The organism is Bradyrhizobium sp. CB3481 (assembly GCF_029714305.1).
Classification (GTDB): Bacteria; Pseudomonadota; Alphaproteobacteria; order Rhizobiales; family Xanthobacteraceae; genus Bradyrhizobium.
Genome location: NZ_CP121647.1, coordinates 3,145,016 through 3,163,904, shown reverse-complemented (window position 1 = coordinate 3,163,904; position 18,889 = coordinate 3,145,016). Strand labels below are relative to the sequence as shown.

Genomic DNA, 18,889 nt, shown 5'->3' with positions numbered 1-18,889 from the left:
TCGAGCTAAGCGGCTAGGAGCGAGCTAAGCGGCTACGAGATTGTGTATCAGCGATAGATCGGCGCCGGCGTACTGACGCGCTCTCGCAACTGATCGAACTCGCCGGAATGAAAAGTCGCGCCGTCAGGAGTCACGATCTCGACGTTCCAGCAGCCGTCCGAGATCAATTCGGCGGCCTTCTTCAACGCGGCCGGAGCAGACTCCCGGTTGAGTGTGACGTTTCCTGCCGTATCCGACGCGGTGATCAAAAATCTCATATGGCCGCCTCCCGGCACAAGCTGCCTCCCATTCTGGCCGGAAGCGCAACCGCGTCAAGAGAGGCGGCGACGCCGACGGCTCTGATGGAATCAGAACCGCGGCGTCAGGTTGGTACCCGCACCAGGCCGGCTATTCTTCGGTCGGTCTGGACATCCGACGGCGAAGCTCCTGGGCTTCGTGCCAGGTCGCAAGCGCCTCTTTGCCGAAGCGGGTCAGCGAGGTTGCGAGCTGCGCGAGGATGAACGTGATCATGGCCGACGCGCCCCGTTGGCGAGCAGATTTCCGATCGCGCGCTCGGCATCGTCGGTCAACGTCCGGCCGTGGGTAGCAAGGTACTGCTCGACCACACGGTCAGCCTGCCGCTGCCGGGCTTCGAGATGAACGCGCAACAATCGAGAGAGAAATGAGGGCTTTTTGGTCGGGGCAAAAAACCAGGCCCCAGTGGTGAGTACGTTCGCCATGGATGGCTCCTTTAATCGGAGTTGTCCCTGGGCGAATTCCTTCCCTGATCGGAGAGATAGGTATTGGTGCCGACATTGCGAGACCAAATACCTCGCAATCATGCATCAATTTTGTACCTCACGGGTTAACAAGGCCCGGCGCCGTCACATGGCTGTAACGTCAAATACGCATGCACTCCGCTTCTTGCGAATCGAGTTCGTCGCCAACCGCGAATCTTACCCGCTCACTTGGCGAACGGATTTACAAAACCTCCCCTGCCCGCCGGCGCACGCGGCGGATAGGCGGTCTCGAGATAGTTGAGGACCATCTCGCGATCCTTCTCATCAAGCGGCGGCATGCCGTGGCGGCGGATCATCAGGTTGATCGAATCCTCCCACTGCGCGCGCGTCATGCCTTGCTGCGCCACGAGCTTGAAGCCATGGCAAGCGGTGCAGGCATAGAAGGTCTCGTTGCGCCCCGCGCCCGCCACGAACTCCTCTGGACTTTCGTCGCGCGGCGTGAAGGCCTGCTGCGCCATGGCGGGCGCGATCCAGAGCGCACCGGCCAGCGCTAACCACACAAGGCGCTGCATCATCCGACCAGCACGGCGATGCGGTGCATGGCGTTGCCGCCATAGCCTTGCGGATTCCAGAAACCGGCCTGATGCGGCTGCATCGCGCCCTTGGAATCGGTGGCGCGCGCCCAGATCTCGAAATAGCCGTCGGTCGGCAATTTCACCGTCGCGGTCCAACGCTGCCAGTCATACTTGTTCTTCGGCTTCTCGAGCGTGACGCGCTGCCAGCTCGCGCCGAAATCAAGCGAGACGTCGACCTGCTTCACCGTGAGATCGCCGGCCCAGGAGGCGCCGCGCAGTTTCAGCTCCTTGGTGCCGGCGGCGAATTTTGCGCCGTTCGCCGGATTGGTGATGATCGAGCGCACCGGCATCGATTCCAGGATACGGAAGTTGGCCGGATCGGCCTTGGCCCCCGGCACCATCGGCTTGATCGCGGTGCGATAGGAAAACTCTGTCATGCCGGGGCCGTCATGCTCGCGGTCGCGGATGGTGATGCGCGTCAGCCATTTCTGCGAGGCCGAGCCGGCCCAGCCCGGCACGATCAGCCGCACCGGCCCACCATGGATGTTCGGCAGCGGCTTGCCGTTCATGGCCCACACGATCATCGTGTTCGGGTCCATCGCCTTCTCGATGCGCACCCCGCGCGAGAGGCTTGGCTTGCCGGCCTCGCCCGACAGATGCAAATCGGCGGCGTAATGGGCGGTGTATTTCGCTGTCGGTTTGAGGCCGGCCTTCTTGAGGAGATCGGCGAGCGGCACGCCGGTCCATTCGGCGCAGCCGGCGCCGCCGTTGGTCCACTGGTTGCCGCGCGCCGGCGGCGAGAAACCGGCGCGGCCGTTGCCGCCGCATTCCAGCACCATGCGGCGCGTGACCGGCTTGTACTTCGACTTCAGTTCGCCGAGCGTGATCTCGATCTTGTTGTTGACCTCGCCGTCGATGGTGATCTTCCAGGCCTCGGGGTCCTTGGCCTCCTCGGGGATCTGCCCGTTGTTGCGGATGTAGAATTTCTCGATCGGCGTGGTGTCGTCGTCGAGCAGGCTTTCCGGCGTCTCGGCAACCAGCGGCTTTTCGCCGAGCACGACCAGCCCTTCGTTCTTGCCGGGGAATTTCAGATATTGCGGCCCCTTGGCGGGCGCAGGAGCTGCCTGCGCATGGGCCTGTGGAATGCCAAATCCGTCGCGCGAAAGCGGCAGCGTGCCGCCGATCGCGGCGCCTAGCGCCGCCAGCGCCGAGCCACCCAGAAACCTGCGCCGATTGGTGTCGAAATGGCTGCCATCAGCCGAACTGCCCCCGGCTTCCCAAGTCATGACGTTCTCTCCCTGTTGCCCGCTCCCGGGCTTTCTTGGCCGGACTCCCCTTCCGGGAATCCAACTGGGAGAGTATTTGCGCTTTGCGCGCGTGCTGCAAGACCGGCAAAAGTAGTCCTCTGAGGCACGGCGCCGGCGCATCAGGTGATGACGGTAGTCGACGCCAAGAGCTAGATTTTGGTCGGCGGTTCCAGTTGAGCAAGCTCCTCTCTCAAACGAGACCAGCCGTGAGCCATCACGACTGTGCTCAGGATTCCACGAAGCGAAAAATTAACCTCAAAAATCTCGCCGGTCTCCGCCTCCAGCTCGAATCTGGCTTCAGGGTGCTCCTCCGTCGAAGGATGGGTTGTCATGCTGCGGCACAGCACTATCGTCGGCAGTCGTGTTCGCTTCGCCATTGGCGTCTCACATGCTATCGCGACCTCAGCCCTTGCGCGTCTTGCTGAGCAGATAATTGTCGTAATAGTTTTCCGCGATCTGCGTGTAGAAGAGCACTTCCTTCATATAGGCGTCGTGGCTCTCCTTGGTCTTCTTGAACAGCGGGTTCTTCTCGGCGATCTCGTTCAGGTGATCCTGCGTCGCCTTGTGGCAGGCCTCCATGACCGGCTGCGGGAAGGCGCGCAGCTCCGCACCGCCGGCGACGAGCCGCTTCAGCGCGGCCGGATTGACGCTGTCGTATTTCTCGATCATCCACGCGCCCGCCGCCGAAGCTGCCTGGTTGACGATCGCCTGATATTGCTTGGGCAACGCGTTCCACTTCTCGTCGTTCACGACGACGTGCAGCATCGCCCCGCCTTCCCACCAGCCGGGGAAGTAATAGTACTTTGCGACCTTGTAGAAGCCGAGCTTCTCGTCGTCATAGGGGCCGACGAACTCCGCGGCATCGATGGTGCCGCGCTCGAGCGCCGGATAAACGTCGCCGCCCGCGATCTGCTGCGGCACAACGCCCAGTCTTGCCAAGACATGGCCGCCCATGCCGGCAATGCGGAATTTGAGGCCCTTGAGATCCTCGGGCGTCTTGATCTCCTTGCGGAACCAACCGCCCATCTGCGTGCCGGAATTGCCGCAGAGGATCGCATGGGCCTTGAACGGCTTCAGCGCCTCGTTGGTGAGGTCGGCGCCGCCGCCGAACGACCACCAGGAATGCTGGTGACGATGATTCATGCCGAACGGCGCGCCGGTCGCGTAGGTCAGCGCCGGCTCCTTGCCGATGTAGAAATAGAGCGGCGTCTGCGCCATCTCGACGGTCGCCGAGCTGACGGCATCGAGCGCCTGCAGGCCGGGCACGATCTCGCCGGCCGCAAAGGTCTGGATCTGAAACTTGTTGTCGGTGGCATCGGCGACGTATTTCGCAAAGGTCTGCGCCGTGCCGTAGATGGTATCGAGCGACTTCGGAAAGCTCGAGGTCAGCCGCCACTTGATCTCGGGCGAGGTTTGCGCGATCGCGGGTGCCGCAACCAGCGTCGCCGCGCCGGCCACGGCGCCGCCTTTGAGGAACGTACGGCGTTTCATGGGCTTACTCCTTTTTTATTGATCGCAATCCGGTGACGCGGGGCGCGCAAAAGCGTATGCCAAGACCATTCGGCCCGCATCATAGCGGAGTTCGAGGTCGCCATGGAAGCGCTGCCACTGGGCGTATTGCGGCGGTCCGCCGCGATGGCACTAGCTGTGAAATTTCAGCCCATCGACGATCTTGTCGATCACCTTGCGCTCGGCGCGCATGGCGATGCCGACCAGGTTGAGTTCGGCGCGGATCACGGCCCGAACCACCTCGCGGTTGGCGGCGTCATGCGTGGTCTTGAACATGTCCTCAGTATAGACCGCCGGCGTGACGTTGCGGGCGAGCGAGCGCTCCAACGCGCGGGACAGCGCCGCCCGGTCGGCGCCGTAGATCAGAATCGGCTGGCCGATCAGCGACAGGTATTGCGTGCCCGAAGCGTCGCCATAGGGCTCGCCAATGCATTCGGGAAACGCCGCCGCGATGCCGCCGGCGAGAAAGGACGCGACGTTGAGCTTCTGCCAGGCTTCGAGGTCGGCCCGGATCACGACCGCGATCTTGGTGTCGAATTGCATGATGTCTCCCGATGTCATTCCGGGATGGTCCGAAGGACCAGACCCGGAATCTCGAGATTGCGGGTTCGCGCTGCGCGCGCCCCGGAATGACGATAGCAGCTTTACCCCTTCGCGTCGCAGGCCCAGGCGCGGATGACGCATTCCTTGCCGCCGAATTCATAACACTTCTTGGTCGCCGCGTTGAGCGAGCTCGAAATTCTCGGCTTCACCGCGTAGCCATGCGGGCCGCACGGGTTGGTCATGTCGATGGCAAGCGCGGCGCAGGCCCGCTTCATGGTGACGGCGGCGCAGGCGCCCTTGCATTGCCTGAGCGCCGCAGCGCGCGCGTCCGCCTCGGCAGGATAGTCATAGGCCTGGCCATAGGCGCCGCATTTGCCGACCGCGAAGGCGCCGGCCGCCCACGTCCTGCTGATGAGGCCCGAGGCGCCCAGTATCAGCGCCAGCGCAAGGATAAAGAGCGCGCGGCGCTTTGCCGCCACGTTCGAAACAATCAAATGCCCCTCCCCCGAGGTAACACGGCAGAATCTAAGGCGGGGGAGTTTCCAGTTGGTGAATGGAGGAATCCGCGGCGTCGTCCCGGCGAACGCCGGGACCCATAACCACAGGATGACCTGGCTAGAGCCCGGGCAGTGGCCTCAGCCCGTCGCAACCATCAACGACGGTGGCTATGGGTCCCGGCTCAAGGCCGGGACGACAGCCGTGAATGGCTCACGCTCCTCGTGCTGCTTCCAATGCTTGCGGCGTATCGATGTCGAGAAACGCGCTCTGGCCGTCCACGGGAACTTCAGCCACGGCCTCGGCATGCTTGGCAATCAGGTGCCGCGCGCCGACGTCGCCGTCGAGCGTCATCAATTCCTTGAAGAAACGCCGCGACCACAGCACGGGATTGCCGCGGCGCCCCTCGCTAACGGGAACGGCGATGAGATGGCCGCGGTCCGGCGCGAAGGTTTCGATCAGCTGGTCGATCAGTTTTGCCGAGATTAGCGGCATGTCGCCGAGGCAGACGATCGCGCCGTCGGCATTGTCTGGCACCGCCGCGATGCCGGCCTTCACCGAGGACGCGAGGCCGCCGGCGAAATCGGGATTGCGAACGAATTTGACGTTCAGCCCCGCCAAGACCTGCTCGACCAGTTCGGCCTGGTGGCCGATGACGACGAGCACCTCGCTCGCCTTCGAGGCCAGTGCCTGCTCGGCGACGATCCGCACCAGCTTCCTGCCGTCGATTTCCGCGAGCAGCTTGTTCGGGCCGCCCATCCGCGTCGAGCGGCCGGCGGCGAGCACGACGGCAGTAACGTTGCGGTTGGCCTCGCCCTCGAGATTGGTGCGGGGCTGCGGCCGGGTGACGATTTCCATCAACAGGCCGCCGACGCCCATGCCGGTGAGCTCGGCGCGCGTCACCTTTAGCCCGGCGAGCAGCCGCATCAACACCCAGTCAAAACCGTTCTCCACCGGCGAGCGCGCGCAGCCCGGGGCGCCCAGCACCGGCACGTCGCCGGCGCTGCCGATCAGCAAGAGATTGCCGGGATCGACCGGCATGCCGAAATGCTCGATTTTGCCGCCAACTTCCGTGATCGCAGCCGGAATGACGTCGCGGCGGTCGGCGATCGCGGAGGCGCCGAACACGATCACAAGCTCGGCGCCGAGGCCGAGTAGCTCCTTGATGGAAGCAGCGAGCGCCGCCTCGTCATGCGGCACGCGACGTTCGGCGATGATGGTCGCACCCGCAGGTGCGAGCCGCTCCGCCGTCACGCGCAAGGTCTTGTCGATCACCTTTGACGCGAGCCCCGGCAGCAATGTCGAGACCACGCCCACACGCTTGATCACGTAAGGCGCGATCCGCAGCGTGTCCTTGCCCGCGACTTTGACGGCAGCATCGCGCAGCTTTCCCTCGACGCCGAACGGGATCAGCTTGACGGTCGCGATCATCTCGCCCTCAACCACCGGCTTGAAGGCGGCGAGCGTCGCAAAGGTGATGGCCTCGTCGACGCCGTTGATGCGGTCGACCGCGGCGCGGTCCACCACCAGCACGCCGGCGCGTGCCGCAAACAGATTGGCGCGGCCGGTAAAGGCGCGTTCTACCGTGACGCCCTCGCCCGCGACGGCTTTCGCGATGCTGGCGGCGGCTTCGTCCTCGGAGACGTCGCCCTCCTCCAGACGCACCACGACGATTTCCTTGACGCCGGCTTTATTGAGCGCCTCGACCTCGGCAGGTCCAATCGTGGTGCCTTTCTTCAGCACCAGCGATCCCTGCCGCAGCGTGTGCACGGTGACGCCGCCAATCGCGTCGGCCGGACTGGCGGGACCGAATTTCATGCTGCCTGCACCTTCGCGGTTTCTTTCGGCAGCCGCAACTCCGCGGTGATCTCGGCCATGATCGCGACTGCGATCTCCGACGGCGAGACCGCGCCGATCGAAAGCCCGATCGGCGCATGGATGCGTGCGATGTCGGCGTCATCAGCACCTAGCCCCTTCAGCCGCTCCGCCCGCTTGGCATGGGTCTTTCGCGAGCCGAGCGCGCCGATATAGAAGCAGTCGCGTTCGAAGGCGTGCAGCAGTGCCGGATCGTCGATCTTGGGATCATGCGTCAGCGCGACGAACGCCGTGTAGTGATCGATGTTGAGCGGCGGCAGCGCCACGTCAGGCCATTCGGCGATCAGCGGCACGTCCGGAAACCGCTCGGGGCTGGCAAAGGCGGTGCGCGGGTCGACGACGGTCACGTCGTAGTCGAGTGAGCGGGCGAGCGGCGCCAGCGCCTGGCTGATATGGACCGCGCCGACGATCACGAGCTTCGCGGTCGGCGCGTAGACATTGAGGAATAGCTTCTTGCCGCCGCTCTCAATCATGGCGCTCTTGCCCATGCGGAGCTGCTTTGAAAGCTCGCCCGCGAGCGGATCGGTGGCGATGTCCTTGGCCTTGACCAGCCGCTGATCGCCCGTGGCGACATCGGTGACCACGATGACTGGGCGGCGCGCGGCGCGCTCGGCGTTGACCTGCGTGAGTGTATCGAGCTTCACGATTGGCCCACCTTCTCGACAAAGACGCGGATGGTGCCGCCGCAGGACAGACCGACATTCCAGGCGGTCTCGTCGGCGACGCCGAATTCCAGCATCTTGGGCTTGCCGCTGGCGATCACGTCGAGCGCCTCGGTAACGACGGCGCCCTCGACGCAGCCGCCGGAAACGGAGCCCAGAAACGTGCCGTCATCGTTGATGACGAGGTTGGAGCCGGCCGGCCGCGGCGCCGAGCCCCAGGTCTCGACCACGGTGGCGAGCGCCACGCCATGGCCGGCCTTCTGCCAGTTCTCGGCGGCCTGCAGAATGTCTTCGTCGCGGTTGAGCATCGGAGAAACCTCCTTCATGCGGCCGAGCGGATGCGGCTCATGTGGTGCGGCGGGGGCGGCGCCGAAAGCGCCTCGATCAGCCCTTCCATCGAGGTCAAGTTATGCACCGGGCGGAATTCGTCAACGTGGGGCAGCATCATTTTGATGCCCTGCGCCTTGGCCTCAAAACCGCTGTAGCGGAGCAGCGGATTGAGCCAAATCAGGCGGCGGCAGGAGCGATGCAGCCGGTCCATCTCGAAGGCGAGCTTGGCGTCGGCCTCGCGCTCCAGCCCGTCGGAGATCAGGAGCACGATGGCGCCCTGCCCGAGCACGCGGCGGCCCCATAGCTTGTTGAAGCTGTGCAGCGAGGTGGCGATGCGAGTGCCGCCGGCCCAGTCTTCCACCGAGGACGAACAGCTCGCCAGCGCCTCGTCGGGGTCCTTGGCCCGCAGCGCGCGCGTCACGTTGGTCAGCCGCGTGCCGAACAGGAACACCGAGACGCGCTTGCGGGCGTCGGTGATGGCGTGGAGGAAATGCAGGAACAGGCGGGTATATTCACTCATCGAACCGGATATATCGAGCAGCGCCACGATCGGCGCCGGCTTCTCGATCCGGCCGAGCTTTCGGATATCGATGATCTCGCCGCCGGTGCGCAACGAGCTCCGCAGCGTCCGGCGCATGTCGAGCTTGAGGCCCTTGGCGTCGGGCTGGTAGCGGCGGGTGCGCAGCTCGGCCTGCGGCAGCTTCATGTTGGCGATAGCGCGGGTGACCTCGGCGATCTCCGCCGCGCTCATCTGCGCAAAATCCTTCCTCTGCAGGATCTCCTTGTCGGAGACCGACAGCCGCAGTTCCTGCTGCTCAGTCTCTTGCGCTTCCTCGCGCATCGAGGGCTGCGCCAAGGCCTCCTGCACCCGGCGCGAGGCTGGTGGCGGCTTCTTCTTGGCATGGTCCGGCAGCGGCACCGAATCCAGCATATGTTTCCAGTCTTCGGCGGCGCGGAAGAACAGGTCGAAGGCCTGGGCGAAGATCAGCGCATGCTCGTGGCGCTTGACGAAGATCGCCTCCAGCGTGGCGTAGACGTCAGCGCGGTGGCCGATCTCGATCAGCTGCAGCGCGCTCAGGGCGTCGATCACCGAGCCCGGCCCGACCGGCAGCCCGGCCGCGCGAAGTGCACGGGCAAAGCCGACGACGTTGTCGGCCATATGCCCGATGGGCGGGTTGAGGTGATCGATGGTGGTCATGGTCTTGCGGCCTCGTCATTCCGGGGCACGCAAAGCGTGAACCCGGAATCTCGCGCTTACAATCTCGGGATTCCGGGTTCGCACTGCGTGCGCCCCGGAATGACGACGGCTAATTCTCGCTCGTCGCGTCCTTCAAAACCTTCTGCAGCGTGTCGCCCTGCATGCGCGCGATGTCGTCCTGGTATTTGAGCAGCGCGCCCAGCGTGTCGCCGACCAGTTGCGGCGTCAGCGAGCGGGCGTCGAGCTCCGTCAGCGCGGTGGCCCAGTCGATGGTCTCGGCGACACCCGGCGACTTGTAGAAATCCTGGTCGCGCAGCGCCTGCACGAACCGCACAACCTGCTGCGACAATTTCGCGGAGATCCCCGGCACCCGCGACTTGACGATCGCGAGCTCGCGCTCGGCCTCGGGGTAATCCACCCAGTGGTAGAGGCAGCGGCGCTTCAGCGCGTCGTGGATCTCGCGGGTGCGGTTCGAGGTGATAATGACGATCGGCGGCTGCGGCGCCTTGATGGTGCCGAATTCGGGGATCGTGACCTGGAAGTCGCTGAGGATTTCGAGGAGATACGCCTCGAACGCCTCGTCGGCGCGGTCGAGCTCGTCGATCAAGAGCACCGGCGCGCCGGCAACGTCCGGCTCAAGCGCCTGCAGCAGCGGGCGTTTGATCAGAAAACGTTCGGCAAAGATGTCGGAGGACAATTGCTCCCGATCGGTATCACCAGCGGCTTCCGCCAGGCGGATCGCGATCATCTGCGCGGCGCTGCTCCACTCGTAGACGGCGGAAGCGACGTCGAGGCCCTCATAGCATTGCAGGCGGATCAGCTTGCGCCCGAGCGCCGCCGACAGCACTTTTGCGATTTCGGTCTTGCCGACGCCGGCCTCGCCTTCGAGGAACAGCGGCCGGCCCATGCGCAGCGACAGATAGGCGACCGTGGCCAGCGAGCGCTCGGCGAAATAACCGCGCGCGTTGAGGAGTTCGAGCATCCCATCGACGGATTTGGGCAGCGCCGATGTACTCATAGGATAGCCAATCTTAATATGCCGGAATTCGGCAACTACTTCGCCGTGGCCGCTTCGACTGCGCGGCGCGTCAGCACGCCGATCAGGTGCGCGCGATATTCGGCGCTGCCGTGCAGGTCGCTGTTGAGCCCTTCCGCCGAAGCCGAAATGCCGTCCAGCACCTTGTGCGAGAAGCGCTTCTTCAAGGCTTCCTCAAACGCCGTGGCGCGGAACACGCCGTCCGAGCCGGCGCCGGTCACTGCCACCCGTACGTCCGACGGCCGCTTGGCGACGAACACGCCGACCAACGCGTAACGCGACGCCTGGTTGCGGAATTTGATGTAGGCGGCCTTCTTCGGCAGCGGGAACATCACCTTGGTGATGATCTCGTCACTCTCGAGCGCCGTCGTGAACAGGCCCTGGAAGAATTCCTCCGCCTTGAGGCGGCGCTTGTTGGTGACGATGGTGGCGCCGAGCGCGAGCACCGCGGCCGGATAGTCCGCGGTAGGATCGTTGTTGGCGAGCGAGCCGCCGATCGTACCCTTGTGACGCACCGCGGGATCGCCGATTCCGCCCGCGAGTTCGGCGAGCGCCGGGATGGCTTCGCGAACGGTCGCCGAGTTGGCGACATTGGCATGCGTAGCCGTCGCACCGATCACCAGCGAACGTCCCTTCATCTCGATCGTGTCTAACCCTTCGATATGGGAGAGGTCGACCAGATGCGGCGGGCTGGCGAGCCGCTGCTTCATCACCGGCACCAGGGTGTGGCCGCCGGCGATCACCTTGGCGTCCTCGTTCTTCACCAGGAGATTGGCGGCCTGCCGCACGGTCGCCGGACGATGATATTTGAATTCGTACATGGAGAACTTCCTGATCGCGGGTCGCGATGAAATCGATTAGGCGAACGAGACGGCTAAGCAGATTTGGCCATCGCCTTGGCGCCGGCGGCGATGGACGTGACGATGTTCTGGTAGCCAGTGCAGCGGCACAGATTGCCTTCGAGCTCCTCGCGAATGACCTCGTCGGAGAGATCGTGGCCCTTGCGATTGACCATATCGACCGCGGTCATGATCATGCCGGGGGTGCAGAAGCCGCACTGCAAGCCGTGATGCTCGCGGAAGGCTTCCTGCATCGGGTGCAGCGGCGCGCCGTCGGCGGCCAGGCCCTCGATGGTGCGAACCTCGTGGCCGTCGGCCATCACCGCAAGCGTGGTGCAGGATTTGACCGCCTTGCCGTCGAGATGCACGACGCAGGCGCCGCACTGCGAGGTGTCGCAGCCGACATGGGTGCCCGTCAGGCGGAGATTTTCCCGCAGAAACTGGACCAGCAGGGTACGGGGATCGATGTTGGCGTTTACGGGATTACCGTTGACGATCAGGGAAATCTTGGCCATCAGCACTCTCTTGGCTGCACTGCCGCGTATCGGCGGCTGTGCAGGTGTTTATAGTCATTCCAAGGCCCATAATATGGGCCATCCCGGTAATGAGCAACCTCAGGAGCCCCTCGTTTGGGGCATGGCCTGAGTGACTTGACGGGCCTGTTCGGGCGGGCTGGCGTGGCAGGAATCAGTTGTGTCGGGCAGTGGTGCCAGCCTTCGGATCACCCTTGCACGGCCTTGCCGAAATTGCTGAAGAACTCGTCGGCCAGCTTCTTGGCGGCGCCGTTGATCAGGCGCTGTCCGAGCTGGGCCAGCTTGCCGCCGATCTGCGCCTCGACATTGTAGCTCAGGAGTGTGCCGCCATCCTTCTCCGACAGCGCCACCGTCGCGCCGCCCTTGGCGAAGCCGGCGACGCCGCCCTCGCCCTCGCCCGTGATCTTGTAGCCGTTGGGCGGGTCGAGATCGCTCAGCATGACCTTGCCCTTGAAGCGGGCCGAGACCGGGCCGACCTTCATCTTGGCGGTGGCGCGGAAGCCGTTATCCTCAGTCTTTTCCAGCTCCTCGCAGCCGGGGATGCAGGCCTTCAGCACGTCCGGATCGTTCAGCTTGGCCCACACCGCCTCGCGCGACGCCGCAAGCTGGACCTCGCCGTTCATCGTCATCGCCATGGGGGTCCCTCCTGAAATCCACGCTTAACCCGATCTCCCAAGTAAAGCACGCAAGGCGCAAAAGGAAGGGCGATAAGCGACGCAAATTCGCACTTGCAACAAGTGCAGGGCAACAAGGCCATTGGCATTGACTGGACGGGGTGGTTAGGTCGCACGGAAGATGAGCACGCCCCTTTCCCCATTGCTTGCCCCGATGCTGTCGAGCGCCGCGATGCGCGCGGTCTGCGACGATGTGGCGGCCTTGCAGAACATGCTGGATTTCGAGGCCGCGCTGGCGCGCGCCGAAGCCGCGGCCGGAGTGATTCCGACAAGCGCCGCGGGACCGATCACGAATGCGTGCAGTGCCGAATCATTCGACCTCGCCGGGCTGGCCGATGCCGCGACAAGGTCCGGCAACCTTGCCATCCCCCTGGTCAAGGCGCTGACCGCCAACGTCGCAAAGGCGGACGCGGATGCCGCACGCTATGTGCATTGGGGCGCGACCAGCCAGGACGTGATCGATACCGGCGCCATGCTCGGCCTTCGCGCCGGTATCGATGTGCTGCTCGCCGACCTCGATCGTGCAGTCGCCGGCTTCGCCGGACTGGCGTGCCGGCACCGCGATACCCCAGTGGTGGCCCGCACCTGGCTGCAGCATGCGCTGCCGATGCCGTTCGGGCTGAAGCTCGCCGAATATGCCGCCGCCCTGCACCGCTCGCGGGTGCGGCTCAAGCGGCTGCGCAGCGAGACGCTGGCGCTGCAGTTCGGCGGCGCTGCCGGCACCCTCGCCGCGCTCGGCGACAAAGGCCTGACGGTCGCGGAAAAGCTGGCCGCGGAGCTGAAGTTGCCGCTACCTGATGCGCCCTGGCACACCCACCGCGACCGCATCGCGGAAGCCGCCTCGATATTCGCGATTCTTGCCGGCACCTGCGGCAAGATCGCGCGCGACGTCTCGCTGATGATGCAGACCGATGTCGGCGAAGCGTTCGAGCCGTCGGGCGAAGGCCGTGGTGGCTCTTCCACCATGCCGCACAAGCGCAATCCGGTGGCATCCGCCAGCGCGCTCGCCGCAGCCACCATGGCGCCGAACCTCGCCGCCACGATCCTTGCCGCGCAGGTGCAGGAGCACGAGCGCAGCGCCGGCCCCTGGCACGCGGAATGGCCGACGCTGCCGACCCTGATGCTGGTCACGTCCGGCGGGCTCGCCGCGATCGTCGATATCGCCGAAGGGCTGGAAGTAGACGCCGAACGCATGCGGCGAAATCTCGATGCGACCGATGGGCTGATCATGGCGGAAGCGGTGGCGATGCGGCTCGCAGAGAAGATCGGCAAGAGCGACGCCCATCACCTCGTCGAGGCTGCCAGCAAGAAGGCGGTCAAGGACAAGAAGCATCTGCGCGAGGTGTTGCGCGAAGATGCAGAGGTCACCGCGCAGCTCGGTGCGGATGAGATTGCAAAATTGTTCGAGCCGATGGCCTATCAGGGCGCTTCACAGACCCTGATCGACCGCCTGCTCGCTTCGCTTGACGATAAATAAGAGACCGGAGACCTCCATGCCGATGATCGACGCCGACGGATGCCTGCTCAACGTATCCGTCGAAGGCCGCGACGGCGGACCGACGCTGATCCTGTCGAATTCGCTTGGCTCAACCATGCAGATGTGGGAGCCGCAGATGAAGGCGCTCACGCAGGTGTTTCGCGTCGTCCGCTACGACCGCCGCGGCCACGGCAAGTCGGGCGTGCCGCCCGGGCCCTACTCGCTGGAACGCTTCGGCCGCGACGTGCTGGCGATCCTCGACGACCTCAACATTGCCAAAGCGCATTGGTGCGGGCTGTCGATGGGCGGCATGGTCGGGCAATGGCTCGGGGCCAACGCGCCCGACCGGTTCGGCAAGATCATCCTGGCCAACACCACCTGCTATTACCCGGATCCGACGCGCTGGAACGACCGCATCAAGGCGGTGAAGGAAGGCGGCATCGCCGCGGTCGCCGACGCCGTGCTGGCCGGCTGGCTGACGGCGGATTTCCGCGAACGGCAGCCGCAGGTCGCCGCCAACATGAAAGCAATGATGCTGACGACGCCGGTCGAGGGCTACATCGCCTGCTGCGAGGCGCTGTCGACGCTGGATCAGCGCGAACTCCTGCCCAAGATCAAGAGCCCGACGCTCATCATCACCGGTCGCCACGACATGTCGACAACGATCGCCGACGGCGAATTCATGCGCAGCCGGATTCCCGGCGCGAGCATGACCATCCTCGACGCCGCGCATATTTCCAACGTCGAGCAGCCGCACGCCTTCACCGACGCGGTGATCGGTTTTCTGACGCAACGCTAGCAACCACGGACGTCATTGCGAGCGAAGCGAAGCAATCCATTTCACCGCTTGCCGAGATATGGATCGCTTCGTCGCTTCGCTCCTCGCAATGACGGGGAGAGAACGTACCATGGACGACAACCAACGCCGCGACGACGGCATGGCGCAGCGCCGAACAGTGCTCGGCAATGAATGGGTCGACAAGTCGATCAAGAACCGCAACGCATTCAACACCGACTTCCAGGACCTGATCACCCGTTACGCCTGGGGCGATATCTGGACCCGGCCGCATTTCGACCACCGCACCCGTCGCGTGCTCGTGATCGGCACCATGGTGGCGCTCGGACAATGGGACGAATTCCGCCTGCACGTGCGCGCGGCGCTGACTGAGGGCGGCTTCACGCCCGACGACATCAAGGAAATCCTGCTGCAGCAGGCGATCTATTGCGGCGTACCGGCGGCCAACCATGCGGTGAAGGAAGCGAACGCGATCATCGCCGAACTGGTTTTGCTGAAGAGTTAGTTGGGCAAGGCTAGCGTCCCGGACGCGGCGCGGCATGAAATGACGCGACGCAGAGCCGGGACCCAGGCGCCGGCTGCATCCGGGTCCCGGCTCTGCGCCGCACCGCCAAGGGGCGCTGCGCCGCGTCCGGGACACGAAGTTGGCAACGCACAAAAAGAAAAGCCCCACCTTTTCGGCGGGGCCTTTTCTGTTTCTGTTCTGGTATGTGCCGCTCTACTCCGGCATCTGCCGTGGATCCTGACTAGGCTTCTGTCCCTGACGGCCTGGATCCTGCTGCTGCTGGCCCGGCTTCTGACCGCCGCCCTGCTGCTGCTGACCAGGCTTCTGGCCCGGGTTCTGGTTCTGCTGACCCAGGTTCTGGTTCATCTTGCTCATCGAGGGATCTCCGTTGTTTAGACGTAGACGAACATAACGAAGCGCCGCCGGGATGGTTGCCGGGAACCAGGGTTCCGATGCGATGTTCACACGGCAAAGCCGTGGCCGGACCGTGGCACTGGAACAACTGCGCAAAAACTAGCTCTGTACAAGCCAATTAAGCCGCACCGAGTGCTGTTGCCGCCCATGGTTCCCACCTGTTAGAAAACGGCACGACGCGTCGTCATGGGCTGCCGGAGCTCTCGCCGCGTCCTCATACAAAAAACGGCAGCGCATGGATTATTTCGCCCAGCAACTGATCAACGGCCTCGTGCTCGGCTCGATCTACGGCCTGATCGCCATCGGCTACACGATGGTCTACGGCATCGTCGGCATGATCAATTTCGCCCATGGCGACATCTTCATGATCGGCGGCTTCATTGCGCTGATCACCTTCCTGATCCTGGTCTCGTTCGGCCTGACCGCGATCCCCTTGATCCTGCTGGTCGTATTGCTGGTGTCGATGGCAATCACGGCGCTCTATGGCTGGACGGTGGAGCGCATCGCCTACCGGCCGCTGCGCCACTCGTTCCGCCTGGCGCCGATGCTCTCGGCGATCGGTATGTCATTCGTACTGACCAATTATTCGCAAGTTGCCCAAGGCGCCCGCGTCAAGCCGGTGCCGCCGATCATCACCGGCGGCCATACCCTGCATGAGGGCGCCGATGGCTTTGTCGTGCAGCTTTCCAATATCCAGATCATCGTCGTGATCACGACCGTGGTGCTGCTTGCGCTGTTCACCTGGCTGGTATCCAGCACGCGGCTCGGCCGTGACATGCGGGCCTGCGAGCAGGATCAGACCATGGCCTCCCTGCTCGGCGTCGACGTCGACCGCACCATCTCCATGACCTTCGTGATCGGGGCTGCGCTCGCCGCCGTCGCCGGCATGATGTACCTGCTCTATTACGGGCTGGTCGACTTCTTCATGGGCTTCGTCGCCGGCATCAAGGCGTTCACCGCCGCCGTGCTTGGCGGCATCGGCTCGCTGCCCGGCGCCATGCTGGGCGGCCTCTTGATCGGCCTGATCGAGACGCTGTGGTCGGCCTATTTCTCGGTCGAGTACAAGGACGTTGCCGCGTTCTCGATTCTCATCGTGGTCCTGATCTTCCTTCCGACTGGCCTGCTCGGCCGGCCCGAAGTCGAAAAAGTCTGACGGGCCATAGCGTGAGCGCAAACCCCGCCGTCCAAACATCGCGCGCTCCGGGCGCCGCCTTCATCCTCAAGAAAGCGCTGATCAGCGCCTTCGTGGCCCTGGTACTGTTCTCGCTGATGATCGGCGTGCGCACCGAGGCAGGTCCGCAAGGGCAATTGGTCTACTGGACGCGCTTTGGCGACCTCGCCGCCATGGTCGGGGCCGTGTTCGGCGGCAGCATCATCATCGAGTTGCTGCGGCAATGGTGGGGACCGGTCGACACGGTCAAAGTGGTGCCGGCGTCGGTACAGAGTGCGCTGTCGCTGGCCGGCCGGCTGGTCGCACCGGTGCTGCTGGTCTTCACGTTCCTGGTGCCGGTGCTGTTCTATAACGAGCGCTACATTCTCGACCTTGCTATCCTCGTGCTGACCTACGTCATGCTCGGATGGGGACTGAACGTGGTGGTCGGCCTCGCCGGCCTGCTCGACCTCGGCTATGTCGCTTTCTACGCGGTCGGTGCCTATTCCTATGCGCTGCTCGCCACCAATTTCGGGCTGTCGTTCTGGGTCTGCCTGCCGCTAGCTGGCATCCTCGCCGCGTTTTGGGGCGTGCTGCTCGGCTTCCCCGTGCTGCGGCTGCGCGGCGACTATCTCGCTATCGTGACGCTCGCCTTCGGCGAGATCATCCGCCTCGTCATCATCAACTGGCAGAGCCTGACTGGCGGGCCGAACGGCGTCACCGGCATTCCCCGCCCGACCCTGTTTGGCATTCCCTTGACACCTGCCGACGACGGGCTGGCGGCCCTGCTCGGCATCGAGTTCTCGCCGACGCACCGCATCGTGTTTCTGTTCTATTTGATCCTGGCGCTGGCGCTGCTTACCAACTGGGTCACCATCCGACTGCGACGGCTGCCGATTGGCCGCGCCTGGGAGGCGCTGCGCGAGGACGAAGTCGCCTGCCGCGCGCTCGGCATCAACACCACCACGACCAAGCTGACCGCGTTCGCGACCGGCGCAATGTTCGGAGGCTTTGCCGGCGCGTTCTTCGCGACCAGGCAGGGCTTCATCAGCCCGGAATCCTTCACTTTCCATGAATCGGCGCTGGTGCTGGCGATCGTGGTGCTCGGCGGCATGGGCTCGCAGCTCGGCGTGGCGCTGGCCGCGCTCGCCATGATCGGCGGCTTCGAGCTGTTCCGCGGGCTCGACCAGTACCGCATGCTGGTGTTCGGCATGGCGATGGTGCTGCTCATGATCTGGCGGCCGCGCGGCCTGATCGGCCACCGCGCCCCGACCGTGTTCCTGCAGCGCCAGCAGGCGATCTCGTCCGACCTCGTCAAGGAGGGCCACGGATGAGCGATGCTCCCATCCTCTCGGTCGATCGCCTGTCGATGCGCTTCGGCGGCATCGTCGCCGTCAACGACCTCTCCTTCGATGCGGAGCGGCGCAAGATCACCGCGCTGATCGGGCCGAACGGCGCCGGCAAGACCACCGTGTTCAACTGCATCACCGGCTTCTACAAGCCGACCTCCGGCGCCATCCGCCTGACGCAGGATGACGGTCATGTGACGAGGCTGGAACGTCTCAACGATTTCCGGATCGCAAAACTCGCCCGGGTCGCGCGCACCTTCCAGAACATCCGCCTGTTCCCCGGCATGACGGCGCTGGAGAACCTGATGGTGGCGCAGCACAATGCGTTGATGCGCGCCTCCGGGCTGACCTTCCTCGGTCTGATCGGCGTGCCGTCCTGGCGGCAGGCCGAACAGGCCGCCATCGACCTGGCGCGAACCTGGCTCGATCGCATCGGGTTGCTGGATCGCGCCGATGATGCCGCGGGCAACCTGCCCTATGGCGACCAGCGCCGGCTGGAGATCGCGCGGGCGATGTGCACGGAGCCCGCCCTGCTCTGCCTCGACGAGCCGGCGGCCGGCCTGAACGCGCGCGAGAGCGCCGCCTTGAGCGAGTTGCTGCTCTCGATCCGCGCCGATCAGGGCACCTCGATCCTCCTGATCGAGCATGACATGAGCGTGGTGATGGAAATCTCCGACCATGTCGTGGTGATGGATCACGGCGTGAAGATCGCCGAGGGCACGCCGAAACAGATCCGCGACGATCCCAAGGTGATCGCCGCCTATCTCGGCACCGACGAGGAGGAAGCGATCGCGGTGATGGAGAGCGGCACGTGAGCGCGTTCTCTATATTCTCGTCATGCCCGGGCTTGTCCCGGGCATCCACGTCTTCTCGTGCCGACTGCAAAGACGTGGATGGCCGGGA

General features: G+C 64.5%; 24 protein-coding genes. 6 read left to right on the top strand and 18 right to left on the bottom strand.

The genetic code is table 11. From position 1 onward, the window contains the following. Window positions 1-47: 47 nt before the first annotated feature. The 17 genes from QA643_RS15190 to QA643_RS15110 all read right to left on the bottom strand — a co-directional run bounded on the left by QA643_RS15190 (window position 48) and on the right by QA643_RS15110 (window position 12,256). Window positions 48-257 (bottom strand): hypothetical protein, encoded by a 210-nt coding sequence (locus tag QA643_RS15190; RefSeq protein WP_283033933.1) that lies wholly within the window; start codon window positions 255-257, stop codon window positions 48-50. Between the two features lie 130 nt (window positions 258-387). Next, window positions 388-510: a hypothetical protein gene (locus tag QA643_RS15185; protein WP_283033932.1), complete on the bottom strand. Its 123-nt coding sequence runs from the start codon at window positions 508-510 to the stop codon at window positions 388-390. Then, window positions 507-719, bottom strand: coding sequence for a hypothetical protein (locus QA643_RS15180; protein ID WP_283033931.1), 213 nt, complete (start codon window positions 717-719; stop codon window positions 507-509). The genes QA643_RS15185 and QA643_RS15180 overlap by 4 nt, the downstream gene beginning before the upstream one ends. A gap of 224 nt (window positions 720-943) precedes the next feature. Beyond that, a complete protein-coding gene (locus tag QA643_RS15175) occupies window positions 944-1,294 on the bottom strand; it encodes a hypothetical protein (RefSeq protein WP_283033930.1) in 351 nt (116 codons plus the stop codon). Then, on the bottom strand, window positions 1,291-2,580 hold the full coding sequence (locus QA643_RS15170) for a sulfite oxidase (protein WP_283033929.1): 1,290 nt from the start codon (window positions 2,578-2,580) through the stop codon (window positions 1,291-1,293). The genes QA643_RS15175 and QA643_RS15170 overlap by 4 nt, the downstream gene beginning before the upstream one ends. A gap of 170 nt (window positions 2,581-2,750) precedes the next feature. Then, window positions 2,751-2,978 carry a hypothetical protein gene (locus QA643_RS15165; RefSeq protein WP_283033928.1) on the bottom strand — a complete coding sequence of 76 codons (228 nt, stop codon included), beginning with the start codon at window positions 2,976-2,978 and terminating at the stop codon, window positions 2,751-2,753. 25 nt (window positions 2,979-3,003) lie between these two features. Next, window positions 3,004-4,092 carry a TRAP transporter substrate-binding protein gene (locus QA643_RS15160; RefSeq protein ID WP_283033927.1) on the bottom strand — a complete coding sequence of 363 codons (1,089 nt, stop codon included), beginning with the start codon at window positions 4,090-4,092 and terminating at the stop codon, window positions 3,004-3,006. Window positions 4,093-4,242: 150 nt separating this feature from the next. Then, window positions 4,243-4,653: a DUF2000 family protein gene (locus QA643_RS15155; RefSeq protein WP_283033926.1), complete on the bottom strand. Its 411-nt coding sequence runs from the start codon at window positions 4,651-4,653 to the stop codon at window positions 4,243-4,245. 101 nt (window positions 4,654-4,754) lie between these two features. Then, window positions 4,755-5,144: a DUF4189 domain-containing protein gene (locus QA643_RS15150; protein WP_283034811.1), complete on the bottom strand. Its 390-nt coding sequence runs from the start codon at window positions 5,142-5,144 to the stop codon at window positions 4,755-4,757. Window positions 5,145-5,361: 217 nt separating this feature from the next. Next, window positions 5,362-6,966: a molybdopterin-binding/glycosyltransferase family 2 protein gene (locus QA643_RS15145; RefSeq protein ID WP_283033925.1), complete on the bottom strand. Its 1,605-nt coding sequence runs from the start codon at window positions 6,964-6,966 to the stop codon at window positions 5,362-5,364. Beyond that, window positions 6,963-7,667, bottom strand: a complete 705-nt coding sequence (locus tag QA643_RS15140; protein ID WP_283033924.1) for an XdhC family protein — start codon at window positions 7,665-7,667, stop codon at window positions 6,963-6,965. The genes QA643_RS15145 and QA643_RS15140 overlap by 4 nt, the downstream gene beginning before the upstream one ends. Next, on the bottom strand, window positions 7,664-7,993 hold the full coding sequence (locus tag QA643_RS15135; protein WP_283033923.1) for an XdhC family protein: 330 nt from the start codon (window positions 7,991-7,993) through the stop codon (window positions 7,664-7,666). Before QA643_RS15135 ends, QA643_RS15140 begins: the two co-directional genes overlap by 4 nt. Before the next feature lie 14 nt (window positions 7,994-8,007). Then, complete coding sequence (locus QA643_RS15130) at window positions 8,008-9,213, bottom strand: VWA domain-containing protein (protein ID WP_283033922.1); 1,206 nt, start codon at window positions 9,211-9,213, stop codon at window positions 8,008-8,010. Between the two features lie 109 nt (window positions 9,214-9,322). Next, window positions 9,323-10,231, bottom strand: a complete 909-nt coding sequence (locus tag QA643_RS15125) for a MoxR family ATPase (RefSeq protein WP_283033921.1) — start codon at window positions 10,229-10,231, stop codon at window positions 9,323-9,325. Between the two features lie 35 nt (window positions 10,232-10,266). Beyond that, window positions 10,267-11,070, bottom strand: coding sequence for a xanthine dehydrogenase family protein subunit M (locus QA643_RS15120; RefSeq protein ID WP_283033920.1), 804 nt, complete (start codon window positions 11,068-11,070; stop codon window positions 10,267-10,269). Window positions 11,071-11,123: 53 nt separating this feature from the next. After that, window positions 11,124-11,603: a (2Fe-2S)-binding protein gene (locus QA643_RS15115; RefSeq protein ID WP_283033919.1), complete on the bottom strand. Its 480-nt coding sequence runs from the start codon at window positions 11,601-11,603 to the stop codon at window positions 11,124-11,126. Between the two features lie 206 nt (window positions 11,604-11,809). Further along, window positions 11,810-12,256, bottom strand: a complete 447-nt coding sequence (locus tag QA643_RS15110; protein ID WP_283033918.1) for a carbon monoxide dehydrogenase subunit G — start codon at window positions 12,254-12,256, stop codon at window positions 11,810-11,812. Window positions 12,257-12,416: 160 nt separating this feature from the next. Here QA643_RS15110 and QA643_RS15105 point away from each other — a divergent pair, with 160 nt between their 5' ends. The 3 genes from QA643_RS15105 to QA643_RS15095 all read left to right on the top strand — a co-directional run bounded on the left by QA643_RS15105 (window position 12,417) and on the right by QA643_RS15095 (window position 15,073). After that, a complete protein-coding gene (locus QA643_RS15105; protein WP_283033917.1) occupies window positions 12,417-13,772 on the top strand; it encodes a 3-carboxy-cis,cis-muconate cycloisomerase in 1,356 nt (451 codons plus the stop codon). A gap of 16 nt (window positions 13,773-13,788) precedes the next feature. Continuing rightward, window positions 13,789-14,571 (top strand): 3-oxoadipate enol-lactonase, encoded by a 783-nt coding sequence (gene pcaD, locus QA643_RS15100; RefSeq protein ID WP_283033916.1) that lies wholly within the window; start codon window positions 13,789-13,791, stop codon window positions 14,569-14,571. Window positions 14,572-14,680: 109 nt separating this feature from the next. Beyond that, window positions 14,681-15,073 (top strand): carboxymuconolactone decarboxylase family protein, encoded by a 393-nt coding sequence (locus tag QA643_RS15095; RefSeq protein ID WP_283033915.1) that lies wholly within the window; start codon window positions 14,681-14,683, stop codon window positions 15,071-15,073. A 213-nt stretch (window positions 15,074-15,286) separates the two neighbouring features. On the opposite strand, the gene QA643_RS15090 is transcribed toward QA643_RS15095, so the two are convergent. Then, window positions 15,287-15,448, bottom strand: a complete 162-nt coding sequence (locus tag QA643_RS15090; protein WP_283033914.1) for a hypothetical protein — start codon at window positions 15,446-15,448, stop codon at window positions 15,287-15,289. Between the two features lie 274 nt (window positions 15,449-15,722). On the opposite strand from QA643_RS15090, the gene QA643_RS15085 reads away from it, so the two are divergent. Genes QA643_RS15085 through QA643_RS15075 form a run of 3 tightly spaced genes read left to right on the top strand, consistent with a single transcriptional unit; the run spans window position 15,723 to window position 18,801 of the window. Beyond that, window positions 15,723-16,640, top strand: a complete 918-nt coding sequence (locus QA643_RS15085) for a branched-chain amino acid ABC transporter permease LivH (RefSeq protein WP_283033913.1) — start codon at window positions 15,723-15,725, stop codon at window positions 16,638-16,640. An 11-nt stretch (window positions 16,641-16,651) separates the two neighbouring features. After that, window positions 16,652-17,971, top strand: coding sequence for a high-affinity branched-chain amino acid ABC transporter permease LivM (gene livM / locus QA643_RS15080; RefSeq protein ID WP_283033912.1), 1,320 nt, complete (start codon window positions 16,652-16,654; stop codon window positions 17,969-17,971). Further along, on the top strand, window positions 17,968-18,801 hold the full coding sequence (locus QA643_RS15075) for an ABC transporter ATP-binding protein (protein WP_283033911.1): 834 nt from the start codon (window positions 17,968-17,970) through the stop codon (window positions 18,799-18,801). The genes livM and QA643_RS15075 overlap by 4 nt, the downstream gene beginning before the upstream one ends. Window positions 18,802-18,889: the final 88 nt, after the last annotated feature.